Source organism: Limosilactobacillus galli (assembly GCF_947381495.1).
In the GTDB taxonomy this organism is placed as follows: Bacteria; Bacillota; Bacilli; order Lactobacillales; family Lactobacillaceae; genus Limosilactobacillus; species Limosilactobacillus galli.
The window spans coordinates 1-6791 of record NZ_CANCWK010000060.1 but is presented as its reverse complement, the minus strand read 5'-3'; the positions used below and the strand labels follow the sequence as shown (position 1 = coordinate 6791).

At 48.7% G+C, this 6791-nt stretch carries 9 protein-coding genes, 1 tRNA gene and 1 other annotated feature; of the genes, 8 read left to right on the top strand and 2 right to left on the bottom strand.

Annotation, left to right across the window (positions count from 1 at the left end):
- Positions 1 to 169 precede the first annotated feature (169 nt).
- Positions 170 to 1345: an aminotransferase class I/II-fold pyridoxal phosphate-dependent enzyme gene (locus QOS10_RS08745; protein ID WP_283595097.1), complete on the top strand. Its 1176-nt coding sequence runs from the start codon at positions 170 to 172 to the stop codon at positions 1343 to 1345.
- 64 nt (positions 1346 to 1409) lie between these two features.
- On the opposite strand, the gene QOS10_RS08740 is transcribed toward QOS10_RS08745, so the two are convergent.
- On the bottom strand, positions 1410 to 1535 hold the full coding sequence (locus tag QOS10_RS08740; RefSeq protein ID WP_263851276.1) for a hypothetical protein: 126 nt from the start codon (positions 1533 to 1535) through the stop codon (positions 1410 to 1412).
- A gap of 211 nt (positions 1536 to 1746) precedes the next feature.
- Here QOS10_RS08740 and QOS10_RS08735 point away from each other — a divergent pair, with 211 nt between their 5' ends.
- The 3 genes from QOS10_RS08735 to QOS10_RS08725 are packed head-to-tail and all read left to right on the top strand — an operon-like array spanning position 1747 to position 4234.
- Positions 1747 to 2637, top strand: coding sequence for an exonuclease SbcC (locus tag QOS10_RS08735; RefSeq protein WP_283595095.1), 891 nt, complete (start codon positions 1747 to 1749; stop codon positions 2635 to 2637).
- On the top strand, positions 2630 to 3706 hold the full coding sequence (locus QOS10_RS08730) for a hypothetical protein (RefSeq protein ID WP_283595094.1): 1077 nt from the start codon (positions 2630 to 2632) through the stop codon (positions 3704 to 3706). The genes QOS10_RS08735 and QOS10_RS08730 overlap by 8 nt, the downstream gene beginning before the upstream one ends.
- A complete protein-coding gene (locus tag QOS10_RS08725; protein ID WP_283595093.1) occupies positions 3707 to 4234 on the top strand; it encodes a hypothetical protein in 528 nt (175 codons plus the stop codon).
- A gap of 393 nt (positions 4235 to 4627) precedes the next feature.
- On the opposite strand, the gene QOS10_RS08720 is transcribed toward QOS10_RS08725, so the two are convergent.
- Positions 4628 to 4701 (bottom strand) — tRNA-Arg (locus QOS10_RS08720).
- 185 nt (positions 4702 to 4886) lie between these two features.
- Here QOS10_RS08720 and QOS10_RS08715 point away from each other — a divergent pair.
- From QOS10_RS08715 to rpmA, 4 genes are all read left to right on the top strand, one after another.
- Positions 4887 to 5522: a TetR/AcrR family transcriptional regulator gene (locus QOS10_RS08715; RefSeq protein ID WP_283595092.1), complete on the top strand. Its 636-nt coding sequence runs from the start codon at positions 4887 to 4889 to the stop codon at positions 5520 to 5522.
- Positions 5523 to 5643: 121 nt separating this feature from the next.
- Positions 5644 to 5713, top strand: a sequence feature (ribosomal protein L21 leader region).
- Between the two features lie 13 nt (positions 5714 to 5726).
- On the top strand, positions 5727 to 6035 hold the full coding sequence (gene rplU, locus QOS10_RS08710; protein ID WP_104687989.1) for a 50S ribosomal protein L21: 309 nt from the start codon (positions 5727 to 5729) through the stop codon (positions 6033 to 6035).
- Between the two features lie 15 nt (positions 6036 to 6050).
- On the top strand, positions 6051 to 6374 hold the full coding sequence (locus QOS10_RS08705) for a ribosomal-processing cysteine protease Prp (protein WP_283595091.1): 324 nt from the start codon (positions 6051 to 6053) through the stop codon (positions 6372 to 6374).
- A gap of 23 nt (positions 6375 to 6397) precedes the next feature.
- A complete protein-coding gene (rpmA, locus tag QOS10_RS08700) occupies positions 6398 to 6679 on the top strand; it encodes a 50S ribosomal protein L27 (RefSeq protein WP_057806106.1) in 282 nt (93 codons plus the stop codon).
- Positions 6680 to 6791: the final 112 nt, after the last annotated feature.

The window sequence follows — 6791 nt, the reverse complement described above, 5'->3', positions numbered from 1 at the left end:
GAGAACTAGACCAAAAGCCAAAGTGGCTTAGTCTAGTTCTCAAAAATCTCTTCATCCTTACCGATTGACAAAGAGCCCTTTTGTTGTGAAATGGCTTGACCACTATTGCACAAATCAGGTAGGCTATAGTTAACGTGACATCATTTTTCAAGAAGGGACATGATAATTAATGGTTGAAATGAGCAAGCACATGCGTGCCACGCTAAACGATGTACCGACGCTGAAGCTTTTTGACTTCTCAACGTTTGTTTCTAAGATTCCAGACGTGATCAAGTTCACTCTTGGGGAACCGGACTTTGATACCCCGGAATATGTTAAGCAGGCGGGAATCCGGGCCCTTGAAAACAACCGGACCCACTATGCGCCGCAACGGGGAACGGCCGGCCTATTGCAGGCGGTGTCCGACAATTTGGCTGAACGCTACGGCCTGCACTACGATCCGCAAACCGAGATCCTGATCACGAACGGGGTCACCGAGGGGGCGTACGCGGCCATCACCGCCGTTACCAACCCCGGCGACGTGGTCTTGGTGCCGACGCCGACCTTCTCCATCTACGGTCCGGACGCCATCATCGGCGGGGCCAAGGCGGTGGAAGTCGATACCTCGGCGACTGACTTCCGGTTGACGCCAGCGCTTCTGCAGAAGTACCTCGACAAGTATGGCGACCGGGTCAAAGCCATCATCTTTGTCAACCCGGCCAACCCAACCGGGGTCGTCTACACTCAGCAGGAGCTTAACGACCTGGCTGCCCTGATCAAGGGGAAGCCGATCTTTGCTATCAGTGATGAGATTTACAGTGAACTTAACTACGATGGTGAATACGCCTCGATGGCCAAGGCCCTGCCAGACCAGACCATCCTGGCCAACGGCTTCTCAAAATCCTATGCCATGACCGGGTGGCGGATCGGCTACCTCTGTGCGCCGAAGGACATTACCAGTGAGATCTTCAAGGTTCACTCCTTTATCATGATGGACATTGCGACCTTCACCCAGGATGCAGCCGAGGCGGCCCTGCGCGGGGGCACGGATGCGATCACGGCGATGGATAAGCAGTACATTGAACGGCGTGACTATATGCTGGCTCGCTTAGAGAAGATGGGCTTCAAGTGCACCCGGCCGATGGGGGCCTTCTACATCTTCACCAAGATTCCATCCTTCCTGAACCAGGATGACACCAAGCTGATTTACCAGCTGGCCGAAGAGGCCCACGTGGCTGTGACTGCCGGAACCTTCTTCGGTGCCGGTGGCGAGGGCTACCTGCGGTTCAGCTACGCGACGGCGATGGACCAGATCAAAGCGGGGATGGACCGGTTGGAACATTTCTGCCAAAATCAGCAAAAATAGGCAATAGAAAAAGAGCAAGCAACCGAAATTGCTTGCTCTTTTAATTTGGATTGTTTCAAAAAGCTTAGTCACTCAGTTTCTTGGCTTCTTCATCAAGCTTTGCGAAACCAGAGCCATCAGGCTTCTTGTTTCCACGCTTTTCCATGGCCTTACGAGCCATTTCCTTACGTTCTTGTTTGCTCAGTGCCATAATAACTTCGCCTCTTTTCGAAACGCTCCGTTGGGTAACAGATATCGTACGGAAGTAAAATATCTGTTACATATATTATAATTCATATTATAAAGATTACAATGTTGAATGATTAACTTGTTAAGAAAGTCCTCAATTGTCAATTTGCTTCTTTAAAATTTATTAAAAGTTGGCTAAGATTAAACTAGTACTCAGACAAGGAGAAATGTTTATGGCAAGTGAAAAGCAAGATAATAAGGCCGTAGATGTTAGTCAAGAAATAAAGGGTCGGATCGAGACCAAGGTTAAGTACCTTCAGGAATTAGTTCGGGCCATCGACCAGCATCAGGACCGCGATGTTTACCGGTTATTGGATAATCAACGTTATGCTAAGGAAATTGAACACCGTGAGCAGCAGCCCAACGATGAGGGCGTGATGAGCCTGGTGGATGACCTGGCTGACCAATTGAGCAGTTACCTCAGTGTCAACCTGATCAAGTACCTGGGGAAGGCCTACCCATTCTTCTATTATGAAGAGTACCAGACCGGCCACTACCGGATCTACTTTGGTAACTGGTGGGACCGGCGCCGCTTTGGTGAATTGGACGTGCTGAATGTCCGGTTCTCATTCGACCAGACCGAGTACGAGATGTTAAACAAGTCCTTTGCCCTGGCCCGGAAGAACAAGCGCTACAACAGTGACCGGATCAACAAGATCTCCAGCGAAAATGATCGCCTGCAGGAATTGATTGATCACCAACGGGAACGGGAAGAGAAGCGGCAGCACATCCAAGAGGAACTCAAGGATATCAACTCCCATTCTGGCTTGTTTGAATCCAGCCGGAACCGGGCGACCCGAGAAGAACTGGTAGCCCAGTTGCAAAAGCTGGAGGATGAGGAGACCGAATCCCGGACGGCGGCCCAGACGATCAAGGAAAACGAACAGGTTGTCCTGGCCCTCTCCAAGGAGAATACCATTCTGAGCTATGAACAGAAGAGTATCACGGACACCTTCGGGAGCTTTGAGGACTTCGAGCTGGCTAATCGCAACCTCTATGCCGACTACCTCAAGAGCCTGGCTGACGATAAGGATGCAGGGAAGCAGGTGAACGCAGATGACTAGTAACAAGATTGAAAATTCACCGACTGCCAAGATCAATGCCCTTTCGGATTCCTTTAAGCAGGTTCTGAAGCGCGGCCAGCAGTATGTTGACCTGCTCGATCAGCTGGCCCAGACCGATGATGCTGAGGAGCTCCTGGCGGCTGCTGAGAAGCTGGCTGAACAGGACTTGCATAATGCCTTTGTTGATTTTCCACAGCACTACCAGGCGGCCGACTACTGCATGCTCTTCATGGGCCGGTTGCTGGAAATGCATAACGTCACCAGCGTAACGGTTGATGAGAACGGGCGGCATGAGTTTGTGGCCACAGTGGGTTCCCTGGAAGACGCCATTTTCAAGTTTGTGGTCAGCAACAACGGTGAAGCGGCCTTCACTGAGCAGACCCAGCAGCAGCCGATTTTCTACATGAACCTCAAGCAACGCCTGTTCCAGTTCAATAACCGGGCCCTCGTGAACTACTTCATTGTCTACGCCCTCAAGAAGCACAGCGACCTGGAGCTGCGGGATGCCATCAAGCCGTTGATCGAGTTTGCCAACGAATTGGCCGATGATCTCAACTTTACGATTAACCTCGGGATTCTGAATACCGCTAACGACCAGCGGTTCAAGCTTCAGAAGCCGGACCTGCAGCTGACCGTGATTGACCGTCTCTTTGTCAAAACGGGCGAGACCGACTACATGCTGATGAACTTGCCGCATAACAGCGGAGCGGAATTGCTGTTGGATCAGGGAATTAAGTTTGACCTGTCCTTTGACCCCGACGACTATAGTCAGGAATGGGCCTTCCAGGTTAAGGATCCGGGTGAGCAGGTTTCCTTCTTTGACATCCTGCTTCATTACACCATGGTTCGGCAGTGGTACCTTGCTGACCGGGATGCATTGGCAGTCCGCTCGGAGCGGCTGATTATTGCTGATGATGAGGACTCGGCGGCCGACCGCCCGGCCGCAACAAGTTCGGCAGAATCCGAAGCGCCGGCTGCGGCAGCTGATGCAGAACTGGCAGAAGCGGTCGATAATGAGCCGGCAGACGATGAAACAGCAGATCAGGAAAAGCATGATGAGGATGATTAAATGTTAGATATTACCAAGATGCTGCATACGGTGGTTGACCTTGAGCTGACGATTGATGATGCCAAGGAGTTGCTGATTGGTCCGGCAACCCGTCAGCAGACCATCTTCGTCCAATTAGATTGCCAACTGGCCGACTTCGCTCAGGCCACGGGGTGGGCTGACGTCCTCGATCAGGGGACCGCTGATCCGGCACGGGCGCAGCGGAGTTACCTGAATAGTCTGGCGCTCCTGCTGCTGTTTAGTGCGAAGAAGCAGTGGACCCACCTGGTAGTAATGGATGACGAGCAATGGCAACGGGTCACGACGGCCAAGCAATCGACGAAGCTGGCCGATTTGAACAAGGAATACTTGGCGGTTAAGCACTTCTTGAACGGTGCCTACTATAGCCACCGGCAGGAAGACTTTCGGCATGCCTGGCATCTCTTGCTGAAGATGGGGATCGTCGACTTTGGTTACCAGTCCGCTGATCTGCAGAAAGAATATTTGGAAATGCTGGCTAGTGTTGCTAAACAATATGAAGAAGACTAATAAAAGAAGCCCTAGGGCACCATGAGATGTCTTAGGACTTCTTTTTTATGAAGTTGAAATATAGGCTTATGCTTTCCGGTCACGAGCGGCGGCGCTGTGCTTGCCGGGAACCCGGTTGTTTGCCACAATGTTACCGATGACCGATCCGACGAGAATTAATACAATAATCAATAATGGCAACATAATTAATCACCCCAAATCAATCTTCTATTTAACATTATTGTTACTTTTTGCTGATTTTGCAATCATTTTGTAACAATCAATGGAAAATCTTAAATAATTCGGGATATATTACTAAAAAACGCAGGTACTGTCTTAGTACTTGCGCTTTTTATTTGGGGTACGTTTGGGGTACAAAATACCGCCAAACGTTATTGCATTAAGAAGATAGGATGGAACGAGCGGGGGTCGAACCCGCAACCCTCGGTTTAGAAGACCGATGCTCTATCCAGTTGAGCTACCGTTCCAGACAGCACTAAGTATATAATCTTAAGTACGGCGATGTCAACATTGTCTTATATAGCATAAATTTTTTGTTAGAATGAATGGCTATTTTATTTGACAAAGCGCTTACAATACCGTTATACTTAACAGTGGTAGAAGTATAGAAGTAAGGGGGAACTTAAGCTTATCAATGAAGGGATGATGATTTATGGCTGTTAATAAAACAGATCCGCGCGTAATCAAGACTCGTAACAGTTTGCGCAAGGCTCTTGTTTATCTGATGCGTCGTTACAAGATTGAAAATATCAGCGTGCAGAAGATTACCGAAACTGCCAACATCACCCGCGGAACTTTCTATCTTCACTACCGCGACAAGCAGGATTTTATTGAGTCTGCGATGAAGGACATTCTCGATGATTTCTTTGCCCAGGTGATGGTGGATAGTGAGAACTTTGGCTTGTCAAAAGAGCGGACAGTGCAGGTGATTTCTCTGCAGAAGGCATTCCAGTATATCGAAAAAAATGCCGATATTTTTGATGTTCTTTTGAACGATGAAAACAATAATGGTTTCTATGAGCGATTCTATAACCGCTTGGCTAATTACTTAACTACGTATGGTAACGCTATTACTGATAATCAAAAACAGCTTGAAGTTCCTTTGAATTTGCAGATTTCCTTCATCTGTTCAGCATTCCTTGGCCTGGTCAGTCATTGGCTTGAGGATGGGATGATTTACACCTCTCGTTATATGACCCTGAGTACCGCCAAGATGCTCAACCAGTTAAACAGCGAGGGGGCATCGCTTGTGAGCTTCTTTAGTGGTGAAAAGGACTCCGTTGTGTAGAAGAGATTTAACCCCGAGAAGTTGTCCAGCAGCCGCCATTTCGACGGCTGTTTTCTTTTTAAATTTTTCGGTTGACGATGAGATGAAAATTTGCTATCATACAAACGTTGTATTTGTGAACCAACAACTACAACCGCGCGCTATCAAGTTTAAAGCATTTGCTGCTTGATTCGGCGAGTCTTAGATACTAAGGAGGTGCACAATATGTACGCAATTATTGTTACTGGTGGCAAGCAATACAAGGTTGAAGAAGGTAAGTCAATCTTTGTTGAAAAGCTTGATGCTAAGCAGGGTGACAAGGTAACCTTTGACAAGGTTGTCCTGGTCAGCGGCGACGATACCAAGATCGGTACGCCATTTGTTGATGGTGCTGCTGTTGAAGGTACTGTTGACAAGCAAGGCAAGGAAAAGAAGGTTGTTACCTTCAAGTACAAGCCAAAGAAGCACACCCACACTAAGCAAGGTCACCGTCAACCATACACCAAGGTTACGATCAACAAGATTAATGCTTAATGCGGAGGTGAGACAATGATTCGGGCCCGTTTTAATTTAGATTCGGATCGGCGGATCACCGCATTTCAGATTACCGGCCACGCCGATGCTGGTCCCTATGGTCAGGATATCGTCTGTGCGGCGGTTTCAGCATTGTCAATCTCAGTGATCAATGGCTTGGATAAGCTTGTTCAGGCCCATCCAGTAATTGAGAGCGACAATGATAACGGCGGCTTTTTGAAAGTTACCGGACTCAGGAGCGATCATGATAGTCAGCTCCTGTTGGAAACCCTCCTGAATGGTCTCTTGGATATTCAGGAGAGCTATCCAGATAACATTGAAGTTAAAATGTTAAATTAGTTCATTGCTGGAGGTGAACAACTATGATTATGGATTTGCAATTCTTCTCCCACCACAAGGGGGGCGGTTCCACTGCCAACGGTCGGAACTCAGCTGGTCGTCGTCTCGGGACCAAGGCTGCTGATGGTTCAGTAGTTACTGCTGGTTCAATCATCTACCGTCAACGTGGTACGCACATCAACCCAGGTGAAAACGTGGGCCGTGGTGGCGATGATACTCTCTACGCTAAGGTTGCCGGCGTTGTTAAGTTTGAACGCATGGGCCGTAGCAAGCGGAAGGTATCTGTTTACCCAGTTGCCGAATAAATATTAGGAGCACTGCCTTGCGCGGTGCTTTTTTCGTTTAATGATGTTTGGCCGGAAATCCCGTGACTTTAGTCATGGGATGGATAGGCCCCTTTAGCGCCCGTTAGGGCGT